The sequence below is a fragment of the Flammeovirga sp. AWQ4_249 genome, from assembly GCF_056161045.1.
The window spans coordinates 91074-110497 of record NZ_JBSWYJ010000010.1 but is presented as its reverse complement, the minus strand read 5'-3'; the positions used below and the strand labels follow the sequence as shown (position 1 = coordinate 110497).

General features: G+C 31.8%; 16 protein-coding genes. 7 read left to right on the top strand and 9 right to left on the bottom strand.

Features of this window, described 5'->3' with window-relative positions:
* Positions 1 to 37: 37 nt before the first annotated feature.
* Positions 38 to 286: a hypothetical protein gene (locus ACXAHM_RS10210; RefSeq protein WP_474960338.1), complete on the bottom strand. Its 249-nt coding sequence runs from the start codon at positions 284 to 286 to the stop codon at positions 38 to 40.
* A gap of 223 nt (positions 287 to 509) precedes the next feature.
* Positions 510 to 755 carry a hypothetical protein gene (locus ACXAHM_RS10205; protein ID WP_474960337.1) on the bottom strand — a complete coding sequence of 82 codons (246 nt, stop codon included), beginning with the start codon at positions 753 to 755 and terminating at the stop codon, positions 510 to 512.
* Between the two features lie 262 nt (positions 756 to 1017).
* Between ACXAHM_RS10205 and typA the strand changes: the two genes are divergently transcribed.
* Positions 1018 to 2787 carry a translational GTPase TypA gene (gene typA / locus ACXAHM_RS10200; protein WP_474960336.1) on the top strand — a complete coding sequence of 590 codons (1770 nt, stop codon included), beginning with the start codon at positions 1018 to 1020 and terminating at the stop codon, positions 2785 to 2787.
* Positions 2788 to 2849: 62 nt separating this feature from the next.
* On the opposite strand, the gene ACXAHM_RS10195 is transcribed toward typA, so the two are convergent.
* Together ACXAHM_RS10195 and ACXAHM_RS10190 are read right to left on the bottom strand one after the other, a co-directional pair.
* Positions 2850 to 3500, bottom strand: coding sequence for an HAD family hydrolase (locus tag ACXAHM_RS10195; protein WP_474960335.1), 651 nt, complete (start codon positions 3498 to 3500; stop codon positions 2850 to 2852).
* A 645-nt stretch (positions 3501 to 4145) separates the two neighbouring features.
* Positions 4146 to 5630, bottom strand: coding sequence for an Ig-like domain-containing domain (locus ACXAHM_RS10190; protein WP_474960334.1), 1485 nt, complete (start codon positions 5628 to 5630; stop codon positions 4146 to 4148).
* Positions 5631 to 5806: 176 nt separating this feature from the next.
* On the opposite strand from ACXAHM_RS10190, the gene ACXAHM_RS10185 reads away from it, so the two are divergent.
* Positions 5807 to 8218 (top strand): ATP-binding protein, encoded by a 2412-nt coding sequence (locus ACXAHM_RS10185; RefSeq protein ID WP_474960333.1) that lies wholly within the window; start codon positions 5807 to 5809, stop codon positions 8216 to 8218.
* On the top strand, positions 8211 to 8927 hold the full coding sequence (locus tag ACXAHM_RS10180) for a LytR/AlgR family response regulator transcription factor (RefSeq protein WP_474960332.1): 717 nt from the start codon (positions 8211 to 8213) through the stop codon (positions 8925 to 8927). The genes ACXAHM_RS10185 and ACXAHM_RS10180 overlap by 8 nt, the downstream gene beginning before the upstream one ends.
* A gap of 43 nt (positions 8928 to 8970) precedes the next feature.
* On the opposite strand, the gene ACXAHM_RS10175 is transcribed toward ACXAHM_RS10180, so the two are convergent.
* Complete coding sequence (locus ACXAHM_RS10175; protein WP_474960331.1) at positions 8971 to 10641, bottom strand: formate--tetrahydrofolate ligase; 1671 nt, start codon at positions 10639 to 10641, stop codon at positions 8971 to 8973.
* A 119-nt stretch (positions 10642 to 10760) separates the two neighbouring features.
* Between ACXAHM_RS10175 and ACXAHM_RS10170 the strand changes: the two genes are divergently transcribed.
* The 3 genes from ACXAHM_RS10170 to ACXAHM_RS10160 all read left to right on the top strand — a co-directional run bounded on the left by ACXAHM_RS10170 (position 10761) and on the right by ACXAHM_RS10160 (position 12538).
* A complete protein-coding gene (locus tag ACXAHM_RS10170) occupies positions 10761 to 11540 on the top strand; it encodes an enoyl-CoA hydratase/isomerase family protein (RefSeq protein ID WP_474960330.1) in 780 nt (259 codons plus the stop codon).
* A 14-nt stretch (positions 11541 to 11554) separates the two neighbouring features.
* Positions 11555 to 12034: a GNAT family N-acetyltransferase gene (locus tag ACXAHM_RS10165; protein ID WP_474960329.1), complete on the top strand. Its 480-nt coding sequence runs from the start codon at positions 11555 to 11557 to the stop codon at positions 12032 to 12034.
* A 162-nt stretch (positions 12035 to 12196) separates the two neighbouring features.
* Positions 12197 to 12538 carry a hypothetical protein gene (locus tag ACXAHM_RS10160; protein ID WP_474960328.1) on the top strand — a complete coding sequence of 114 codons (342 nt, stop codon included), beginning with the start codon at positions 12197 to 12199 and terminating at the stop codon, positions 12536 to 12538.
* A gap of 64 nt (positions 12539 to 12602) precedes the next feature.
* On the opposite strand, the gene ACXAHM_RS10155 is transcribed toward ACXAHM_RS10160, so the two are convergent.
* From ACXAHM_RS10155 to ACXAHM_RS10145, 3 genes are all read right to left on the bottom strand, one after another.
* Positions 12603 to 13580, bottom strand: a complete 978-nt coding sequence (locus tag ACXAHM_RS10155; protein ID WP_474960327.1) for an SDR family NAD(P)-dependent oxidoreductase — start codon at positions 13578 to 13580, stop codon at positions 12603 to 12605.
* A 101-nt stretch (positions 13581 to 13681) separates the two neighbouring features.
* Entirely contained in the window at positions 13682 to 14326 is a 645-nt protein-coding gene (locus ACXAHM_RS10150; protein WP_474960326.1) for an NUDIX hydrolase, read from the bottom strand.
* Between the two features lie 139 nt (positions 14327 to 14465).
* Positions 14466 to 16352 (bottom strand): glycoside hydrolase family 13 protein, encoded by a 1887-nt coding sequence (locus ACXAHM_RS10145; RefSeq protein WP_474960325.1) that lies wholly within the window; start codon positions 16350 to 16352, stop codon positions 14466 to 14468.
* A gap of 221 nt (positions 16353 to 16573) precedes the next feature.
* Between ACXAHM_RS10145 and porZ the strand changes: the two genes are divergently transcribed.
* Positions 16574 to 18796: a type IX secretion system anionic LPS delivery protein PorZ gene (porZ, locus tag ACXAHM_RS10140; RefSeq protein WP_474960324.1), complete on the top strand. Its 2223-nt coding sequence runs from the start codon at positions 16574 to 16576 to the stop codon at positions 18794 to 18796.
* Between the two features lie 61 nt (positions 18797 to 18857).
* Here porZ and ACXAHM_RS10135 read toward each other — a convergent pair whose 3' ends face one another.
* Positions 18858 to 19223 carry a hypothetical protein gene (locus tag ACXAHM_RS10135; RefSeq protein WP_474960323.1) on the bottom strand — a complete coding sequence of 122 codons (366 nt, stop codon included), beginning with the start codon at positions 19221 to 19223 and terminating at the stop codon, positions 18858 to 18860.
* Between the last annotated feature and the right edge of the window lie 201 nt (positions 19224 to 19424).

The following is a 19424-nucleotide window of genomic DNA, read 5'->3' as shown; positions in this document are numbered from 1 at the left end:
GGTCTGCCCATTTTCTAGCATTAATCTTTTTTATTGACTAGAATGAATTCGAATCCATTAATATTTTAGCTTCACTAATTCCTTTATGTGTCAGTTCTGGACATGTGTGTTTACTATGTGATTCATTTTCGATAATTAGTCCATCCGTTTCCATAATACTTAAATAAGCATGTGATTCATCATCAGTTACAGATATACCCAAATGTCTTGCTACTTCTCCTAATGAGTCTCCCGTATTAATGAGCATTCCCACTAACAGTTTTGAAATTTTTGCTTGTTTTGACATAATATTTATTTAATTGAGGTTTAACAGGTATTTGTTAAGTGTTCTATTTACTATTACGTCACAAGAATATAGGAAGATGTTGTTCTTAACATCATTTATCTTAACATAGGACACTTTTAAAGTATTTAAATAAAACACCAATATATTTCGAATGACAAAAAAAATACATCAGTATCATTTTCAAATACTGATGCATTTTATATTACAAAATCAATAAGAGCAATTACACATTCCCATTGATTAAGGTCATTGCATATTTTGTTCCTTTAGGTGAAAGGTATGCAAATGTTTCTTTTGTAGAACGTTCAATTCTTGAAATAAAACCATCAGTTTCTAAATCAGAAACAAGGTTATTTAACTCTTCTCTATTTGTGTTGATTCCAAAACTTTTGGCAATCGCTTGTAGAGACTTCCCGCTGTTGATACACATCCCCATTAGGAATTTAGAATACTTAGCTTCGCTAGACATAATTTCGATCAGGTTATTAAATTTACTCAGTTAATACTTAGGCTGTTAACACTATATAAATGTCGTTGTTAGCAGTTATTATGACACAAAAATCAATGTTCTAAACCGATTTCGCAAACTTTTCTTGTTAATTATTTGTAAACGTATAAGAGTATGAATTACAATTAATTAGAAATTATTAGCAATTGATTCTAAATAGAAGGTATTAAAGTTATAATAGTTTAATCATTCTATTATCTTTGCACGTTCATAAAAAATTATCATGAGTAGTATCCGTAATATCGCTATCATCGCCCACGTCGATCATGGCAAGACCACATTAGTAGATAAAATGCTACACGCGGCACAATTATTCCGCGAAAACCAAGAGACAGGTGAGTTGATTCTCGATAACAACGACCTTGAACGTGAAAGAGGAATCACGATCCTTTCTAAGAACGTTGCTATCGAATACAAAGGAGTAAAAGTCAACATCATTGATACTCCTGGTCACGCCGACTTTGGTGGTGAGGTAGAACGTGTATTAAAAATGGCTGATAGTGTATTACTATTAGTTGATGCCTTTGAAGGTCCAATGCCTCAAACTCGTTTCGTTTTAGGTAAAGCCCTATCATTAGGTTTAAAACCAATCGTAGTAATCAACAAAGTTGATAAGCCAAACTGTCGTCCTGACGAAGTGCATGACCAAGTGTTTGATTTATTCTTCAACTTAGATGCTACGGAAGAGCAATTAGAATTCCCTACATTCTATGGTTCTTCTAAAAATGGTTGGATGAGTACTGACTGGAAAAATGAGACAGACTCTATCGTTCCATTATTAGATGGTATCATTGACCTTGTTCCTGAAGCTCCATCTCCAGAGGGAGATCCTCAGTTACAAATAACTTCTTTAGACTTCTCTAACTTCGTTGGACGTATCGCTATCGGTCGTTTAACAAGAGGTACTTTAAAAGAAAGAACTTTCGTTGGTTTAGCAAAAGCTGACGGTTCTATCAAAAAAGTACATATTAAAGAACTTCAAACTTTCGAAGGTTTAGGCCGTAAAAAAGTTGAAGAAGTACATGCAGGTGATCTTTGTGCAATTGTAGGTATCGATGATTTCGAAATCGGAGATACAGTTACAACAGTTGAAAATCCTGATCCACTTCCACGTATGGCAATCGAAGAGCCTACAATGAGTATGTTATTTATGATTAACAACTCTCCTTTCTTCGGTAAAGAAGGTAAATTTGTAACTTCTCGTCACTTACGTGATCGTTTATACAAAGAAACTGAAAAGAACTTAGCCTTAAGAATTGAAGCTACAGATTCAGAAGATAGATTTATTGTTTATGGTCGTGGTATTCTTCACTTAGCGGTATTGATTGAAACAATGCGTCGTGAAGGTTACGAACTTCAAGTAGGTCAACCTCAAGTATTATACAAAGAGATTGATGGCGTGAAGCACGAACCAATTGAAACATTAGTTATTGATGTTCCTGAGGAAGTTTCTGGTAAAGCTATCGAATTAGCAACTCAACGTAAAGGTGAGTTATTAATCATGGAGCCTAAAGGTGACATGCAACACTTAGAATTCCAGATTCCTTCACGTGGTATCATTGGTTTAAGAAATAATATCTTAACTGCCACTGCAGGTGAAGCAATCATGACTCACCGTTTCAAAGAATACGCTCCTTTCAAAGGTGAAATGTCTACGAAAACAAACGGTGCAATTATCTCTGACCAAACTGGTACACCTACCGCTTACTCATTAGATAAGTTACAAGATAGAGGTGTATTCTTCGTTGATCCAACAGAGGAAATTTACGAAGGTCAAGTAATTGGTGAATTCAACAGACCAATGGACTTAAGAGTAAATGTAATCAAGGGTAAGAAATTAACGAACATGCGTGCTGCAGGTTCTGATGACAATTCTAAGATTGCTCCTAAGCGTCAATTCTCATTAGAAGAATGTATGGAATACATTAGAGAAGACGAATTAGTAGAGGTTACTCCTGAGAATATTCGTATGCGTAAAATCAAATTGAAGTAATTCAGTTTGTCGCTATAAATAAGAAGAGGTTGTTCGATTTATTTTGAACAACCTCTTCTTATTTATATTATTTCTGAGATTTCCCGAAGATCTAATACAAAATTTTCCATTCCATTATCTCTCATTATTTGTTCATTATCTTTTCCTACTCCAATAAAGTCTAATTCTAAATTTTTAGCCGTAAGCAAATCCCAAAGGCCATCTCCCACTGCAATTATTTCATCAAAATTTTGCACTCCAAATAATTGTTCAGCTTGCTTGATTGCATTTCCTACAATCTCCTCTCTACTATAATACTCATCAGAAGTTACTAGTTGTTTGGGTAAGAAATCAATTCCGATTTGATTCAACTTATAAATTGCGGCTTCACGTATTGAACCAGTAGCAAAACATACAAATATATTTTCCTGAGAATTAATCCATTGAAACAGATTGTTTACACCATTAATTTCTTGAATTGTAGACTTTTTAATTTCTTCAGTGATCATAGATTTAAATACTTCAAATACATCAGCAGTAAACTTTTTATCTAACTCACTTTCATAGATAGCTTTTGCTACAAATGAATCTGTATGATGTTTAAAGGTTTTAAAATTAAAATCTTGTCTTTCAACACCTAGCTGTTTTAATACCTTTAAAAAAGAAGATATATGAATATGAACACTGTCTGTTAGTGTTCCATCGATATCGAATACAAGAAGTTTATATTTCATTATCTAACTATTTAATTCTAATAAAGTATAAAGATATAAAAAGAGGTTACCATTATCATGATAACCTCTCCAACTTAGTATGAAATGAAATGAATTATTATTTATATATCTTTTTTTACTTGTCTCTTCTTTGATGTAATAAAGTTATAAAACTTTTTTACCGTATTAAAAAGATTATCAGAATTGTACCACAAGTTCAACTCGAAGTACTATAAAATTTAAAGTCTGATAATTTTCTAATCTTTTTTATAATACGATACTTCAAAGTTAAAGGTTTTGTTTTTTCTAAATTATGTATTTAAACAAGGTTATTCAATCTTTTTACCATAGATTAACCTGCGAAAAAACATACAAGTCATTACAATTATATCAATAAAAACACCACTTTATTACCATTTTACTAAAATTAATATTTAATTAATAGGCAATTCATACAGAATTAAATATTCACTTATTTTTTGAAATTTAAAAATATGATTCATGAGATATTTCAAACAGTATTTTTAACTGAATTATAACATAAATTCAAAACTTAAACAACAGATTAAATCAAATAACGGAATAGAATTCTAAACATATGAAAATTAACAAAATAGAAAGGGAATAAACATTACATTTATTCCCAAAATATTACAATTTATAATTTTAGAGTTTTTGGCTTCTTACTAAGTACCAATATCTATCTGACTCTCCAAATCTTCCATATTCTGTATCTAAAGTACTTCCATCCAAATAAGCGTCTCCTCCATTATTTTCAGTACCTAATGAATAAATAGGATCATTTGGTGCTTTGATCAAGGTCCAAAGTTGACCACCCCAGAAAGATCCATCAGGAACTTTTTCATTCAGAGTAATTCTATTTCCATCACCAGGTTCTGTTGCTTCTAAATAATAATCTGTTCCGTGATAAAAGTTAGAAATTGCATATCTATCTCCCTGTTTATGGAAAACCCATTTTTTTTGTGGATTTTGAGTTTCAGGAAATAAAACAAATATATTTCGGTCTTCTATTTTAGAAGTTAATGATCTATTATCTCCAAGGTTTAATCTATCATAATTAGTTATAAAATAAACATAATGTTCACTTACAGGAACAGTTTTAAATGTAAAAGTATAATCTCCACTTAATCCATTACCATTGATATCTTTCACCCCATCTTGTGATAGATATACATTATACTCTGTTTCAGTTTCTCTTAAATCTTCATCTGCTGTAAATGTCACCACCTTTCCATCAACGGAATAACTTCCCTCAATCAAATTAGCTCCTCTTCGAAATTTAAATGTATTTTCATTTACAGTAGCTCTATCAATTTCTTTGTTAAAAGTAATAATTGCTTCTTTATCAATAATTTCAACATTAGTTGCTTCATTTGATGGAACATGTGAAACAATTGAAATTGGAATCAATTCAGTTGTAAAATTTAAAATAACTTGATCTTCTAATTGATTCCCTGCCAAATCACTAACATTAGGTTCAATTATTAAAGTATATGAAGAACTTCCGAAAAGCGTACTTCTAGGTGTCACTTTTAATATATTGTTTTGAAAAACTATATCTATAGCCACCTCATCTGAGGTTCTTTCATGAACAAATGATACATTATTCTCAAGAGAACTTAAATCTAATTCTTCTGAAAAAGTTACTTCAATTGTTGAATTAACAGGTACATCAATAGAAGATGGTGAAATTGAAAAATCTACTGCAAATGGAGCTATTAAATCAGGTTCTACTTCAGTAGTAAATAAAATTGGTGTTGTCGTACTCATCACATTTCCTTCAATATCTGATATACCTGATACTCTCAATGAATATTCTGTTTCGTATTCTAGAGGTTCAGAAGGAGTAAAAGTAACTGTATTTTGTCCATAAGAAACATTGCCTCCTATAAATGAATTACTATTATTTATGGTTAATAGTAATGCTTCTTCAATTGTAGCTGAAGATACTCTTTCATCAAATTCAATAACTATATTAGTATTAATAGAAACACCTGTTGCTCCAAATTCTGGAGTTACACCTATAATAGATGGGGCTGTAAGATCGGAATCTTCTATAGTCTCTATATTACATGAATAAATTGCTATAGAGATAAATATAAAAAGTAGTTTATTAAAAATATTCATCATAGTACATTTAGCTTTGTGATTAATTTCTTATCATAAAAGTAACATGATACTTTGTTGTAAATTAGTTTTTGTACATGAACGGTTCAAACGCTTACATGAATGGTAAAATCTAGGAAGTAAAGGATGTATTGACTATATTTCAGTATAAATCTGCTAATTGACCAAGCTTTTATTCTATGAAAAAGATACTTACTAACCTATTCTTTTTTTTATTTTTTGGAATACTTTCAACATCAGCTCAAATTACAATAGATAGTCTTGAAAAATATACACCAAACCCAGATAATCCTTGGGATCAGATCGATCATGCTATTGGATTAGGTAGACTTTATATGGGGAATGGAAAAGGAAAAGAAGGAAGAGAACAAATTGAGAAACTCTATTTTTTAGCTGATAAATATAATATTCAAGATGCTAAGAGTTACGCTTTAGTTATTGAGAACTTGGAAGCTTATTTAATATTGAATGATGCTGATAAAGCTATTGCTTCTTGTATCGAAGCTGCTAAAATTGCCAAAGAAGTCAATAATAAAGATGCGTATGTCTATGCTACTTATCAATTAGCAGAAAATTATGTTTATGAAAAGGGAGAACTATTAAAAGGTAAAAACATCCTCGTTGATTTATTAAATGAACTTGATGAGACGGTTTCTTTAAAAAATAAAGGAGTTATCTACAAAAACCTAGGTTACTTTTATGAACAAATGGACAGCTTGGAGTTAAGTCATTATTATTATGATAAATCCATAAATATATTCAAGGGATTAACTAAAGAATTACCAATAGATCCTAAAATTGGTAGAGTTAGTTCACAAATTGGGACTCCTTATCAACTTTTAGCCTACACTTATTACTCTTTATGTGATTTGAATTTAAAGGAAGGCAATACCATTTTAGCTCTTGAAAATATAGAAAAAGCTGTTCAAGCTATGGCAAAATCTGGATTAGAGATCGATTTAGCTTCGATGTATGGAAAGCAAGGAGTTGTTTATTCAAGTCTAGGAAATTATGCTCAAGCTTTAGAAGTTTTACAAAAAAGTAGAAAAACTTTTGAAGCCTTTGATCTAAAAAGAGATAATGCTTTAAATAATGGCTTAATGGCTGTCATTTATCTTAAAATGAAAGATTTTGAGAATGCTGAAAAATTAGCCTTAAAAAATTTAGCATATTATAAAGAAGTAAACCATAAAGTAGAATTAGTCAAAACATACACTCAATTAATAGAGATTAAAATCAGAACTGATGAGATAGAAGAGGCAAAAAAACTCTTTAAAATTGCTCAAAAAATTAATGATAACCTTGATAAACAAGTGTTAGAAACAGGTTTAACTCGACTATCGGGATTAATTGCACTTGAGGAAAAAAATTACGCTAGAGCTAAGAATGAGTTTGTAGAGCTATCAAGAAGTAATAACATAAAAACGAAAGTAAATGGTAATTTTTATTTAGCAAAGGTATTTCAAGATAAAGGAGAATATGATTCTGCTATTTATCATGCTAAAGTAGCTTTAGACTATCAAGGCAAACAAAAAAATATAGATATCAGTAGAGATACTTACAAACTACTGAGTGAACTGTATCAGTTGAAAGGTGACTATAAAGAAGCTTATCTAAATATTGAAAATTATATCCAATACATTGAAGATATCTATGGAGATAATGCACAGGCGTTATTAAAAGAGGAAACAGTAAGACAAGATGTATTGAATTATCAAAAAGCTAAAGTTCTTGCTGAAGAAAATGCAAATCAATTATCAGAATTAAACAGACTCTATCTTTTCATTGGAATTATATTGATTTCAATGGTTCTGGTATTCGTATTCATGTATTTAAAACTTCGAAAAGCAAAAGAGCTACTTAATTCTCAAAATATTGAATTACAGCAACTCAATTCAACAAAAGATAAATTCTTCGGTATCATTGCTCATGACCTGAGAAGTCCTCTATTAGGTTTACAAAGTGTTGGTGATCAGATGGGGTATTATCTCAAAAAAGGGAAGTTTGATAAGTTGGAAACACTTTCACTAAACATTGATAAAACAACGAAAAAGTTAACAGGGTTATTAGATAACTTATTGAATTGGGCTTTAATACAAAATGGTATGATCCCTTACAATCCTGATACTATTGATGTTAAAGAAATCATTGAAGACGTAATCAGTCTATTACAACCTCATGCGGACTTAAAGCAAATTGAACTTTTAAATACTATAGAAGAAGAAACATTGGTACATGCAGATGAAAAAGCGATTCATACAATCGTTAGAAATATTATTTCCAATGCAATTAAATATACGCCAAAAGATGGTAAAGTAACTGTAGATGTCTCGTTAGCCAATGAAAAGTGTATGATTACAATCAATGATACAGGAACAGGAATTTCAGCCCAAGCCATCCCTAATTTATTTAAGTTAAACATGAAGAGTAAAAAGGGTACCGTTGGTGAAAAAGGAACGGGTCTAGGTTTATTACTTTGTAAAGAATTAGTTGAATTGAATAAGGGTTCTATTTTTGTAGAAAGTAAAGAAGGAAAAGGATCTAGTTTTATGTTTTTAATTCCTTCAGTTAATAAATTAGCCTATGCGTAAGCTGAGTATATATATCATAGAAGATGAGGAGTTGTATGCTAGCCAACTAGAAATGTTGGTCGATAAATTAGAATATGATTTAGCGGGTATTTCTGATAATAGTGATACTGCTAAAGTTGAGATTCAAAAGTTTAAACCTGATTTATTATTGGTGGACGTAAATATCAATGGAACAATGGATGGCATTGAATTAATGACATCTCTGGATACAAAAATCCCCTGTATATTCATTACTTCATTTCAAGATGATGAAACTTACAATAGAGCAAAGAAAGTAGGTCCTCATGCCTACTTAGAAAAGCCTTTTAACGAAAAAAGCTTAGAAAGGAATATAGAATTGGCATTAAATGCTTCAAACACTTACAAAGAAGAGAAAATTGCATTAGGAAATAGTCTTTTTGTAAAAAATAGAAATACTTTGACTAAGATTGAGATCTCTGATATTAATTATCTTGAAGTAGAAGATCGTTACAGTACTATTCACACAAATGATGGAAAAAAATATGTCCTTCGAATGAGCATGAATGATGTTCAAGACAGAATGCCTGAAGATTTATTCTTTAGAATTCATCGAAAATACAGCATTAATATCAACCGAATCACGTCTCTAGATTTACAGGATAATCTGATTTATATTGATGACACCCCTCTTTCAATAAGTAGGAGTAAAAAAGATGAGCTACTTCAAAAATTGGAGTGGTTACAATAGAAAAAAGCGATATCAGCACTTTTCATCTGATATCGCTTTTTCTTTAACTTAAACCTTCAATTAAACCATTTTTAAATTTGATTTTATTGGCTTGTGGTTCTTTTGGTAATCCTGGCATCCTCATAATACTACCCGCTCTAGCTACAATAAATCCAGCTCCATTATTGATTAATAGATCTTCGAAGTGAATATGAAAACCTCCATCAGGTGCTCCCAATATTTTAGGATTATCTGTAAATGAACTTTGAGTTTTAGCAATACAAACAGGTAAGTTTGTCATACCATATTTTTCTATACGCTTCAATTTCTTCAAAGCTTTAGCATCCATTTTTATTCCATCAGCTCGATAAATTTTTCGAGCGATTTTATCCAATTTATCATAAATAGAATCTTCCAAATCATAAGTGAATTCTAATTTTTTAGAAGGATTACTTTCTATTAATTCGACCACTTTATTTGCTAAATCCACCGCTCCTTCTCCGCCTTTTGAAAAGCTATCATTGATTGCAAATTCCACTTTTCTTTCTTTACACCAAGCACGTACAAAATCCATTTCTTTTTCTGTATCAAAAGCATATTGATTAAAAGTAACTAATACAGTCTGACCGAAACCTTTCATATTTTCAATATGACGTTCCAAGTTCTGCATTCCTTTTTCTAAACCTGCTAAATTTGGTTTCTTGATTTCATCTAAAGATACACCTCCATGAAGTTTCAAAGCTTGTGATGTCGCTACTATTACGGTTAAATCTGGATTTAGTCCAGCTTTTCTACATTTTATATTAAAGAATTTTTCTGCACCTAGATCAGCTCCAAAACCCGCTTCAGTAATAGTATAATCTGCATAATTCATTGCCATTTTTGTTGCCAATACAGAATTACAGCCATGAGCAATATTCGCAAATGGTCCTCCATGAATAAACGCTGGTGTATTTTCTGTTGTTTGCACCAAGTTAGGATGAATCGCCTCCTTCAGTAATACCGTCATAGCACCTTCAATGCCTAAATCTCTTACATAAACAGGGGCATTATGATGATCATATCCTAGGTAGATATTTCCAATCATTTTCTGAAGATCCTCTCTACTTTCAGCCAAACAAAGAATTGCCATCAATTCAGATGCTGGTGTAATATCAAACCCTGCCTCTGCCACATCTCCATTACCAATTCCTCCAAGTCCAGTGATAATTTGTCGAAGTGTTCTGTCATTCACATCCAATACACGCCTCCAATTGATTGACTTTAATTGTTTTCCAGATGCTCTTTCAAAATGCTGATGATTATCCACTAATGCTGAAATCATATTATTGGCAGAAGTAATAGCATGAAAGTCTCCTGTAAAATGTAAGTTGATATCTTCCATTGGCAATACTTGTGCATGTCCACCACCGGCAGCTCCACCTTTCATTCCAAAACAAACACCTAATGATGGTTCTCGTAATGCTGGAATTGCATTTTTTCCTATTTTTTGAAGTCCTAAAGCCAACCCTACTGAAGTCGTTGTTTTTCCAATTCCTGCTCTCGTTGGGGTAATGGCAGTGACTAGAATAAGCTTGCCTTTATTATTATTTTTTTTACTCAATAATTCATAAGGTACTTTCGCCATATGATGTCCATAGGGGATCAATTCATCTTCGGGAATACCTATATTTTTCCCTATTTCATAGATACGACGTAATACCGTTTCTCTTGCTATTTCAATGTCTGTTTTCATAGCGATCCGTTAATTATTTTATATATGTTTGATATGGTTACTTTAATGTATTGACAAATTAATCTATATTTAAAGTAAATAAGGTGTTCAAAATCACCATTAGCCAAAAAACACATACTATGTCATTAGAATTAATCAACTACAAAAAGGAACATCAAATTGGTTTTGTTTCCTTAAACCGACCTGACAAACGAAATGCATTAAACCATCAATTAGTTTCTGAACTAAAGCAAATATTAGATCAAATCGAAAATGATAATGAGGTAAAGGCTGTCGTTTTAAAAGGAGAAGGAAAAGCATTTTGTGCAGGTGCAGACTTAGCTTATATTCAAGACCTTCAAAATTTCACTTACGAAGAGAATTTAGAAGATTCTAATCATTTGAAAGACCTATTTTTAAAGATCTATAACTTCCCAAAAATCATTATAGCTAGTGTACATGGAGCGGCTATTGCCGGAGGCTGTGGCTTGGCTACAGTTTGTGATTATGCATTTGCTGAATATGATACTAAATTTAGCTATTCAGAAGTAAAAATTGGTTTTATCCCTGCCATAGTCAGTATATTTTTAGTCCGAAAAATTGGAGAAGGTAGAGCTAAGCAATTACTTCTTTCAGGACAGATTCTTAAAGCACAAAAAGCATTAGAATATGGATTAATTAATGGTATCACTTCCGCTTCGAACTTAGATCAAGAAGTTTTAGAATTCACCTTTAAAATAATTCATGAAACTTCATTGCAAGCTAAAACAGATACTAAAAAATTAATTAATTCAACTTGGCAATTACCAATCGAAGACGCTTTAAATGTTGCAGTAGAAGCGAATGCTAAAGCAAGAAGTAATGAAGATTGTAAAAAAGGCATTGCAGCTTTTTTGAATAAAGAAAAAATAAAGTGGTAATAATAAAGTGAAAAATGACAATTAAAATTATAGATTTTGAAGATCAATATGCTTCCCATTTTGGTCAACTAAACTTTGAATGGCTTGAAAAATATTTCTATGTAGAAGAGTATGACAAAAAAGTACTCAATAATCCAAAGGAATACATTTTAGATAAAAATGGATATATATTCTTTGCTTTACGAGAAGATGAAGTTGTGGGAACTGTAGCTTTAATAGATAGAAATGATGAAGGCTATGAATTATCGAAAATGGGGGTTACTGAAAAGTATCAAGGACTAAAAATTGGTGAAAAGCTTCTTCAACATGCATTAGATTTTTCATGGTCCAAAGGCCTAAATAGGGTATTTTTGGATTCTAATCGAAAATTAAAGCCTGCTCTTCATCTTTATGAAAAATTAGGGTTTACTGAAATTCCTGTTCCTAAAGACACACCCTATGAAAGATGTGATATTAGAATGGAGATCTTTAATAAGAAAGACTTAAAAGTTTAATTTACTTTACATTTAATTGACAAAAAAAGTGATTATTTACCATAAAAGGTACATTGTTACCTATTTATAACTTTCATGTAGTGAATAAAAATTAATACTAGTGTATTTAAAACTCTTATTGCGTAAAATTGGGGAAACTTAATTTTATCTATACAATTTATAATGAGAGGATTATTTACCCTAATCGTCTTTACCTTTTTATCGATTCCACTTTGGGCAAACAACAACAAACCAGAAATCTATAAAAGAGTAAACAGTCAATACAATGACCAAGAAATTGTGATTGCAGTTAATCCTAGTACGGAAACGATCACAGAGTTTGAAGGATTGCCTAAGGAAGGTGAAATGAACTTTGGTGGTGTAGATGTACAAATCTTTAAAATGTCTGGAGATTCACTTGCTTACATACAAATGGGCAATAAATGTGCTTGGACGCATTTTGAAGATGATGACAACATTAATTCTGTAGTCAGAGAACTAATTGTTGTGGCTTACAACAATTAACAAGTAAAAGGGTTATCATCTAATACATAAATGATAACCCTTTTATATCTATTGTTCAGTATACTTATGCAACTTTTTCCACTGAATAAACTTCATTTACAATAGCATAAAATTCATCGATTAAAGCCTGATCAGTAAAAGCTTTATTCATTGGTTTTTGGTTAACAGTAGTTCCTAAAGTTTTCCCTTCAGGTGAACCTAAAATATCTCCATTACTTCCTATATTTCCTTTAATGGCTTTCACATACTTTTCAGCTGCTTGAATTGGAGATTGTGCCATACCTAGCCATTTCATCATTGTAAAGCCAATATTTTCTAGAAACCATCTCTCTAGTGCAGGTTTAGAAGCTAAACCATTTGTCCCATATGTTAAACCTGGAGTAAACCAAATGTATTCACCTCTTTCAGCATCGTCTTGAGATAATTTAGCAACCAATAACGCACTCATTAATTTGGAAATACCCATTGCGTTCATATCATGGTATTTCTTTCCTTTACTATCACCTTGAATATATTTTCTTAATTCTTCAGGAGATTTAAAAGATGGCTTTTCCATCATTCCTGGAATACCTCTCGCCCCTTCTCCTCCAGCATAGATTACTTTATAATTTTCAGCTAATAAATTATTTTTCTTAAGGTTTTGTAGCACAATGTAACCTCCAATAACATTCTGGAAAATAGTTTTTTCAATCTTTTTCCCATTATAATTAATGTATTCAAATTCCTTCCCAAATATTACACCTCCGGACTGAAGAAAAACAACATCAATTTTAGTATTAGATGGTATTTTATTAACACCCTCTTCAATTGCTTTTGGGTCATTCATATCGAATCCACCAAAAATTTCTAAACTGTCAACTCCGTTATTACTTTTTGAAGTTAGTAACACCTTATCTTTCGCCTCTTTAGCCTTAGCTAAAGTTCTACAAGCCATAAGAATGTTTTTTATCCCCATCTCAAAAAGGATCTTCGTAGTTTCTAATCCCATGCCTCCATTTGCTCCAGTAATAAATACAGTACTTTGTTTTGATATATTGCTCATAATAGTAATAGCGTTTATGTTTTTTTGATAAAACAAAGTACGGGTAAAAAGTCTACTATAAATTGGAATTTCAGCTCAATAAGATGGTAAATTAGGTCAACTTAAATTTTATCTAGAATCATTAATAACTCGCTTAACATCATAGCGGTAGCACCCCATACAGTATGTCCATAAACATCAAAAGCTGGCGTTTTGAATTTTACTCCATTATCGAGTCTAATTACATGTTCCTTATGATTATCTTCATTTCTAAGATGACAAATAGATGTTTCTACCACTTTGTCTACTTCATAATAATCTATATTATACTTAAAAACGTCACTATAATTAGCAACTACAGGAATCACATGCATATTAGAAGGTGGAATATAGATATCTGATAAGGTTCCTAATACTTTATCTCTTTCCACACAAACACCTATTTCTTCATAACACTCACGTAAAGCAGTTTCTATCAAATCTTCATCTGTATCATCATATTTCCCACCAGGAAAAGCCATTTGACCACTATGTACACCATCATAAGAGGGTCTTTGGATCAATGGAAAAACCAATGAGTTTTCTTCTTCTTTTAAAAGAATTAATACGGCTGCTTTTCTAGCATTTTCAGGAATAACTAATGGTGTTTCCTCTTGACGTTTTAAAGATGACATTCTATCATGTGCATCTCTTCCAGGTTTAGGTTCTGATAATTTTTGTTTTAAAATATCTTTCCAATTGCTGTTTAGTTGACTTCTTTTACTCATAATGCTGCATTTAGGTAATTCATAATATACATTATTTCTTAAAGAGATAGTCATTTTATTGATAAAAATTAAAATTTGAACACAAAAAAAGGGTTAGACTTTCACCTACCCTTTTCTTGAATATATAATACTTAATGACCTATTTCAATTCAATAATCATTGAAGATTTACCAGGAATAGTCATTTCTTCACCAATCGTAATCGAGTCACCTGATAGGATATCTTTTCCTTGGTTAGCACCTTTTAATACTTCTGCAAAACGCTCTGTTTTAAAAGTCTGTGCATCATTATTGTTATTGATCACAACAAAAACAGTTTCTTTATCAGTATATCTTGCATACGCATAAACTTCATTGAAAGGTACCCAATGCTTTAAATTACCCGAAGCAATTGCAGTAGAAGATCTTCTCCATTGTAAAATCGTACGCATATAATTGAAGTAATCATTTTCTTCTTTAGTACGACCTTCCGCTGTGAAAGCATCTCTTTTATCACCTTCCCATCCACCAGGAAAATCCTGACGAAGATCTCCATGATGTCCACCTTTAGACATTAATATCTCTGTACCATAGAATATTTGAGGAATTCCTCTTGTTGTCAATAAGAATGTAGTTGCTAATTTCATATTAGGTAAGTTCTTATTGAACACACCATAAGCTCTATCTACATCATGGTTGTCAAGGAAGATTTTATTTTGGTTTGCATTATCATACAAGAAATCTTCTGTCAATGTCTTATAAACTTCTGTAATACTCCAATTATTTCTCCAAGTTCTATTGATAGCATCCCACACAGGGAAATCTGAAATGGATTTTAAAGTAGAAACGAAGCCATCTCTATTTTGGCCTCCTGCTTTCCAATACGATTCCCAAGTTGCTCCCGGTAACCAAGTTTCACCTACAATATAAAAATCTGGATATTCACTCAATACATACGATACCCAATCTGACATCATTTCTTTTTTGTTGTAAGTGTAAGTATCCATTCTGATACCATCAATACCTGCATATTCAATCCACCAAACAGATACTTGCATCAAGTATCTAGCTAAATAAGGATTACCTTGATTTAAATCAGGCATATGGCGATCAAACCATCCATCTGACATGATTTTCTTATCATAATCAGAACCATGGGGATCTGATAAAGCCTCACCTTTATAGTTTGTTTTCGTAAATTCTTTCCATTCATGAATCCAATCTTTCGAAGGTAAATCTTTCATCCAAGCATGACCATTACCAATATGGTTGAAGACAAGGTCCATTACGACTTTCATGTCTTTTTTATGTGCTTCATCAACCATATTTTTATACTCAGCATTTGTTCCGTGACGAGCATCAGCTTTATAAAAATTAGTGATCGCATATCCATGGTAAGACCAATCAGGTTGATCATTTTCTAAAAATGGAGTAAGCCATACTGTTGTTGCACCAAGATCATTGATATAATCTAGTTTTGACGTCACACCAGCAATATCACCACCATGTCTACCATCTTTATCACTTCTGTTGGCTTTTTGAGCCATTTGATTTTGTGTATCATTGGCTGGATTTCCGTTGGCAAAACGGTCCGGCATAATCAAATACATCACATCTTTAGAAGAAAGACCTTGTGCTTTAGTACTTGTATTTCTTGCTTTTAACTCAAAATCATATACTAATTCCTTTGACCCATTTTTAAACTTAATGGGATATTTTCCTGGTTTAGCTTTAGCAATGTTTAAATCTAGAAATATGTAATTTGGATTGTCTTGTGTATTGATAGATGCAATACCAAGACCTTCTCCTTCCACTTTAACGGTAGAAGTAGCAATGTTATCTCCATGGATAACTAGTAGAACTGTTTCATTTTTCATACCCGCCCACCAAAACGCAGGTTCGACGGTAGCAAGATTAATATCTTTTGCTTCAGTTAAGTTTGGTATTTTTGCTTCCTTGATTAAGGTTGTCTCTTTTTTTTCAGTCGTACAACCTACTCCAATTAACATGATAATAAGGGCAAAAATACTCGTGTTTACAATTTTCATACTTACAGAATCTATTTAGTTAAATTAACCAACTATTTATCGATTATAGATGATGCAATAAACAGGTAGTCAAGCACAAACATACTCTGATTAATTATTATTTAAAAATAGATTTAAACTTCAACCGTTTGCAGAAGACTTTTTTCACCTTTTTTATTCACTTTTTTAATAATAAGAACTTATAGTGTGTTATCTTGCTATATCTAAACATCAAATTCTTCATGAGAGTATTTTTTATAATCATCAACTTAGTCCTCGTTTTTTATTATACCCCTATTCAATTTTCTTTTGGGCAAAATATACCTGTAAATTCTTGGCGTTCACATCTAAATTATAGTAATGCACATTCTGTTACCATTACAACTAACGATGTATACAGTGCGTCAAGCAATGCACTTTTCTCTTACGAAAAAAACTCTGGTATTATTACTACAATCACTCAAGATGATGGTCTAAGTGATGTCAATATTATCTCCCTTGGTACTTCTTATTCAGATCAACTTATTGTCTTGTATGCTAATGGTAACTTGGACTTTATCACTGATGATGAGATTGTAAATATGCGTACTCTTTTAAATACATCTTATCCTGATAAAGCATTTTATGACCTAAGAGTAGAAGACCAATTTTTATATGTTTGTGCAAGTTTTGGTGTAGCAAAAATTAACACAGAAGATTACACAATAGAAGAAACATATGACTTCATAGGAGAAAATGGATCTGAAAATGCTGTTTACGACATTACTTTTAGTGATGATTCTATTTTTATAGCTTCAAATGAAGGGATAAAAGGAATTTCTAATGCTGATGATGTGAATAAGCAAGATTACAATAATTGGGAATTACTAATTCCTGCATCTTTAGGTTCTACAAGAAGTATATTACATGATGGTACAGCTTTATATTATACTGATGAAAATAATTTCTTGCTCAGAAAATACGATGAAGGTTTAATTTCAACTGTATACCGTTTTTCAGGTAAACAAGTTTATAATCTTGATTTTTGGCAAAATGATATAACATTAGTTGCTCAAGATGAAATCTATATTGTTGATGAAAATGATCAAGTCGAAGTCTGGAGAGATGAAAATGTTCCTGCTCCTCGTCAATTAAAAGATGATGATGGTATTGCTTGGATAGCAGATAATATTAATGGTCTTATCAGAGTTTCTGCTGATAGTGAAGAAATTGAAGGTTATGCTCCCTCAGGTCCATTATTTCCAATTGCTAGACAGATCATTAATGCTGGAAACAAAATTGTGATGATTCCTGATCCAGAAGAAGCTCAAGTGACAGTTGGTAGTTTTTCTATTTTTGAAGATGGGCAATGGATTAATTATACTTCTGAAAATAGAACTTCAAGTATTGAAATTCCCGTTATCGCACCTCTATATGGGGCAGCATACCACGAAATAGAAAATACAATATATTTTGCAAGTGACGGAGATGGTTTGTTGGCTTTTCATTTGAATGACAATTCCTTTGAGATTATCAAAAGTCCTTTTTTAATCGAAGGCAGAACAGAAGCCAATCTTAAAAGTTTATCCATAGATTTTTACGGAAATATTTGGACAAGCTCACAATTCTATGTGCATAGAAGAGATAATGAGGGAAATTGGCAACATGATAGATCAAGTTCAATTAGTTCTCCAGCAATTGTTACACAAAATTCTACACAAGATGACGTATGGTTTGTTCTTGATAATAATCGATTGATGACCTACAAAAATGGAATTGTAAAATTCTTAAGCACTGAAAATATTAGTGGAGGATTACCTTCAAATACAGTGTATACTATTGCCTTAGATAATGTTGGTAGTATGTGGATAGGAACTGAAGATGGAAGTGCAGAGTATTTTGGGTTTTCTCCTTCTGAAGTAAATGAATTCTCTGTGGCTTTGCCTAGATATGATGGTTTTCCTCTTTTAAGAGGCGAACGCGTACTTGCTTATGGTATTGATGGAGGCAATAGAAAGTGGATTGGCACAGGAAATGGCCTTTGGTTATTCAGTAAAGATGGTGGTTTCTTGTACGAATACTTTACCCAAGAAAATTCACCTCTTCTTTCCGATGAAATCAAGACAATTGGTATTCAACCTAAAACGGGAGAAGTATTTATTGGTACGAATAGTGGTATTATTTCATATCGCTCGGATGCCACTGCTCCTAATGCCACCATTGAAAAAATAAAAGTCTTCCCTAGCCCTGTTCGACCAAATTACAATGGTGCACTGACTATTACTGGTTTAGTGGATGATGCTAGTGTAAAAGTAACGGACACAGCAGGCAACTTAGTTTGGGAAGGAAAATCATTTGGTGGTTCTACTTCTTGGAATTTAAGGTTAGATAATGGCGCTAAACCTGTAACTGGTGTCTATTTCATTTTTGCCACAGACTTAGATGGAATAGAAAAGAATGTGGGTAAATTTGCGCTAATTCGATAACAAAAAAATCCCATTATTGATGTAAAACAATAATGGGATTTACTATATATTTTCCTGTTTTCTATTCTTGTGAATCACAAAACATAAATTCACTATCAGGTGCTTGTTCTAAAGCATTTATATCTTTTTCAAAAGGTATTTGAACCGATAGAGTAATGCCATCACAAGCATCTCTTTTTGTTCCTGAAGCTGACAAATAAATTGATGTTTCTGTAGAAGGTGTATCTCCGTAACTCCACATTCCTCTTACATATTGGTTAGAATGAGGAATATAAGCTTCAAAAATAAGGTCTGAATGATAGATGAATAAAGTATCCTTTGTTTCATTAAACAATACCTTGTCAAAGTTTCCTTCTAATGGAGTCACATCGTTAGAACAAGAAGCTAAAGAAATTAGGGCAAAAATAATTAGTGTTAAATTTCTCATTTGTTATTAGTTTAATACTTTACAAAGTAAATCACTTAAACCCACAAAGCTCTCAAGAAATCAGCTATTTATTTTAATTTCACTAAACATTCCCAAACTTAAAGATTATTTATGCATAATCACTGAAACATTTAATTTTCACCGACAAACATCATCATATTTACTACTATCTATTGAGTTTCATTCTTTTTATTTGAATGA

Excerpts from the sequence above, each read along its gene's own strand:
- ACXAHM_RS10210 (WP_474960338.1), bottom strand. The coding sequence starts at position 286 with ATGTCAAAACAAGCAAAAATTTCAAAACTGTTAGTGGGAATGCTCATT.
- ACXAHM_RS10205 (WP_474960337.1), bottom strand. The coding sequence starts at position 755 with ATGTCTAGCGAAGCTAAGTATTCTAAATTCCTAATGGGGATGTGTATC.
- typA (WP_474960336.1), top strand. The coding sequence starts at position 1,018 with ATGAGTAGTATCCGTAATATCGCTATCATCGCCCACGTCGATCATGGC.
- ACXAHM_RS10195 (WP_474960335.1), bottom strand. The coding sequence starts at position 3,500 with ATGAAATATAAACTTCTTGTATTCGATATCGATGGAACACTAACAGAC.
- ACXAHM_RS10190 (WP_474960334.1), bottom strand. The coding sequence starts at position 5,630 with ATGATGAATATTTTTAATAAACTACTTTTTATATTTATCTCTATAGCA.
- ACXAHM_RS10185 (WP_474960333.1), top strand. The coding sequence starts at position 5,807 with ATGAAAAAGATACTTACTAACCTATTCTTTTTTTTATTTTTTGGAATA.
- ACXAHM_RS10180 (WP_474960332.1), top strand. The coding sequence starts at position 8,211 with ATGCGTAAGCTGAGTATATATATCATAGAAGATGAGGAGTTGTATGCT.
- ACXAHM_RS10175 (WP_474960331.1), bottom strand. The coding sequence starts at position 10,641 with ATGAAAACAGACATTGAAATAGCAAGAGAAACGGTATTACGTCGTATC.
- ACXAHM_RS10170 (WP_474960330.1), top strand. The coding sequence starts at position 10,761 with ATGTCATTAGAATTAATCAACTACAAAAAGGAACATCAAATTGGTTTT.
- ACXAHM_RS10165 (WP_474960329.1), top strand. The coding sequence starts at position 11,555 with ATGACAATTAAAATTATAGATTTTGAAGATCAATATGCTTCCCATTTT.
- ACXAHM_RS10160 (WP_474960328.1), top strand. The coding sequence starts at position 12,197 with ATGAGAGGATTATTTACCCTAATCGTCTTTACCTTTTTATCGATTCCA.
- ACXAHM_RS10155 (WP_474960327.1), bottom strand. The coding sequence starts at position 13,580 with ATGAGCAATATATCAAAACAAAGTACTGTATTTATTACTGGAGCAAAT.
- ACXAHM_RS10150 (WP_474960326.1), bottom strand. The coding sequence starts at position 14,326 with ATGAGTAAAAGAAGTCAACTAAACAGCAATTGGAAAGATATTTTAAAA.
- ACXAHM_RS10145 (WP_474960325.1), bottom strand. The coding sequence starts at position 16,352 with ATGAAAATTGTAAACACGAGTATTTTTGCCCTTATTATCATGTTAATT.
- porZ (WP_474960324.1), top strand. The coding sequence starts at position 16,574 with ATGAGAGTATTTTTTATAATCATCAACTTAGTCCTCGTTTTTTATTAT.
- ACXAHM_RS10135 (WP_474960323.1), bottom strand. The coding sequence starts at position 19,223 with ATGAGAAATTTAACACTAATTATTTTTGCCCTAATTTCTTTAGCTTCT.